Consider the following 2,674-nt stretch of genomic DNA (forward strand, 5'->3'; position numbering starts at 1 on the left):
TATTCTGAGAGTGTGACGGATTCTTCGACGCCATTGCTTGACAAGTTAAACACGACAACAGTTTTTAATAATTATAAAAACAAAGTACTTAATAGTGGCTTGAAAGATTTTAGTGGAGGAAGTTGGTCTTTTACAATTCAAAAGTCTGATAATGCAGATTTATTCTATGCATTGCATAGGGTAAGCACCTCTGGAACAGGCTTCATGATTGGTAATTCTATAATGTATTACTTGATTACCGTTCATGACACATTTGATTTTGCATATGACAACAACTATGACGACTTGTTTACTACTACAGTGAACAATTGGGCTTGGTTGTGCCAGCAGACGCATGTGTTGAATCCCATAGAGATAAATCTTAGCACGGCTATTGGATAAAAAATCAGTGGTATTTATTTTTTTGCGAAAGTAAAAGTTGAAATCTAAAATAAGGATGGCTCTAACGTATGAAAAATTTTACGGAGGTGTTTCCAATGCAGAGCAACTGATGTATAAGAAATCTTGTGTATACTCTAAAAGTAAAGAAGGAAAATTAAAATAGCTAGTGAAAAAATATCTCGTAGAATTTTTTTGAAAGCAAGTGGGATTGTGGCTCTTTCTTCAATGGAGCTTAACTCTGGGCTGACTGCTTTTGCAGATAATCAAAGTGATGGAAGCAAATCTCATATCGAGAGATACCATAGATACGATTTTGATACAAAAGAAGAATCTATAGAGGAAATTATAGTTGAAACCAATTCCTTCACGGATGGAGAGACAACTGCAGGCTATTTTCCAAATGGAAAGATTTCGGATATTGATCTATCCGATCTGTATGCGATTATCGGAAGCAATGATATCACTGTTGTTGATAATCCAACGGCAACACCATATTGTAGTACGGTATGCCTACAGATAACGACCAATAATGGAGGGACAAATTATGGTTCTGGATTTATGATTGGGCCTAATGCACTTGCAACAGCAGCACATAATCTATACAGTATAAAGGAAAAAGCCTACGTTAAGTCGGTAAATGTCGCACCTGCTCGATCTGATAATAGTAAACCTTTTGGAAGCGAAAATGTATCGGCAAGTTCGATGATTGTTAGTGATTCTTATCTTGCTGGAACAAGTTCGGAGGATTGGGCGATTATTACGCTCAAGAATAATTTAGGAACGAAAACGGGATGGCTTGGGTTACATTGGCAGTCTAGCAATTATTCATCATCACAGTTGGTGTATGCTTATGGCTATCCGAGCCAAATAAATGGTGCCGATGCGAGATATCGGATGTGTAAATCTTCTGGGTATATTAGAAGTCAGACTTCAAAATATCTCAAGGGCGATTGGGATTTGACAGGTGGCTTTAGTGGTGGTCCTCTTGTAGAATATATTTCTGGAGCTGGGTATGTAGCTATCGGAATCCATAAAGATGGAAGCACAATTGATGGTTCTTCATATCCAACTTCTTATACAGGGGCATTGAGAATAACACAATCGCTTTATACGCTGTTCCTTTCATACAGAGGTTGATAAAATGAAATGCAAACGGAAGATTATGGTTGGCATAGCATTTGTGGCAGTGGTTCTCTGCATTCTATTTCAATCGAATACATTCGGAAGAAAAAAATCGGAACTTATAATTGAAGAAGTTGACCTGAAGAACAATTGTATTTATGCGACTGCAAAAAATCAATTATATGATACGGATGACAATTATATAATTTATGGCGTATCAAACTACTTGAAAGGAAATCTTCAGTTGTCGTATCTTAAAGAAGGCGAAAGCATTCTTGTGATATCAAACGGTAAGGTGTTGCTATCAGATCCGTATCAATTTGATAAAATATACAGTATTCAACTGTTGCAATAGCGTTTCATTTTCTCAATAAATAATATAAGCTATTTACAGCTGCCTCCTCTGTTAAGTGGTGGTGCAGTGCTTATTCTCAATAACGATGCGATTGATGAAAATGATAGACCTTTTTGGAATTTAGAATTTTCTCAATAATCAAGCCCCCAAAATGGCAAACTTGAAATCATCGAGAGATACATAAAATATAGGGTTAAATCGACTTTCGTGTCGAAAAAACAAGTGCTAGAAATAGCAAAATCCATTGAATTTTAGAATGACATTTATAAGAAACCAGTAGATTTGCCTGATATTTGTGATTTCTTTGACCGTTGGGCCATTGATTTTGCACTACATTGATTTTGCACTACTATGAGCAAAGGAAAAACTTAAAATAAGCAAACAACCCGCCATTTGCAGCGACTGCAAGTAGCGGGTTGTTTGGCCTATTTAGAGGTTAGTCTTTCAGTTTGCCATGGTCACAGCCAAGTGAGAGATAATGCTCAATCTCACCACTCAGCACAAGCTGGACGCACTCCAAGGGCTTGTTGTATAGTAGCCAATCAAGTTCAGCTCGCTGTGCCGGGGTATTGCCGTATTCGTCCTCGATGGCAAGGCAGTCAATGGCAATGGCAGAGCCATCAGCGAACTGGGCTTCCGCTCGGTTGGTGTCCATATTATAGTGCCAAGAACGTGCTTTTTGAGAACTATTCTGGTCAAAAATTCGATTTTGTTTCATTTGAATGCCCTCTTTGATGCTTTTATGATTTAGTTTTTTGACGAGATGAGGTCTCTTTTTTCTTTCTCTTGAGTCACCCAACCGCACTATCCTGCATC

The 2,674-nt window shown here is 37.8% G+C and carries 2 protein-coding genes and 1 pseudogene; 2 read left to right on the forward strand and 1 reads right to left on the reverse strand.

Annotation, left to right across the window (positions count from 1 at the left end):
• Both DXB44_RS14250 and DXB44_RS14255 read left to right on the forward strand, forming a co-directional pair.
• Positions 1 to 381 (forward strand): annotated as a pseudogene (locus tag DXB44_RS14250) (hypothetical protein); the annotation flags it as partial.
• 210 nt (positions 382 to 591) lie between these two features.
• The gene (locus DXB44_RS14255) at positions 592 to 1,518 is read left to right on the forward strand and encodes a trypsin-like serine protease (RefSeq protein WP_005924705.1); all 927 of its coding nucleotides are present in this window, start codon (positions 592 to 594) and stop codon (positions 1,516 to 1,518) included.
• Positions 1,519 to 2,294: 776 nt separating this feature from the next.
• Here the strand turns inward: DXB44_RS14255 and DXB44_RS14265 are convergent.
• The gene (locus tag DXB44_RS14265) at positions 2,295 to 2,576 is read right to left on the reverse strand and encodes a DUF6061 family protein (RefSeq protein WP_015536560.1); all 282 of its coding nucleotides are present in this window, start codon (positions 2,574 to 2,576) and stop codon (positions 2,295 to 2,297) included.
• Positions 2,577 to 2,674: the final 98 nt, after the last annotated feature.

It is taken from the genome of Faecalibacterium sp. OM04-11BH (genome assembly GCF_003482185.1).
In the GTDB taxonomy this organism is placed as follows: domain Bacteria; phylum Bacillota; class Clostridia; order Oscillospirales; family Ruminococcaceae; genus Faecalibacterium; species Faecalibacterium tardum.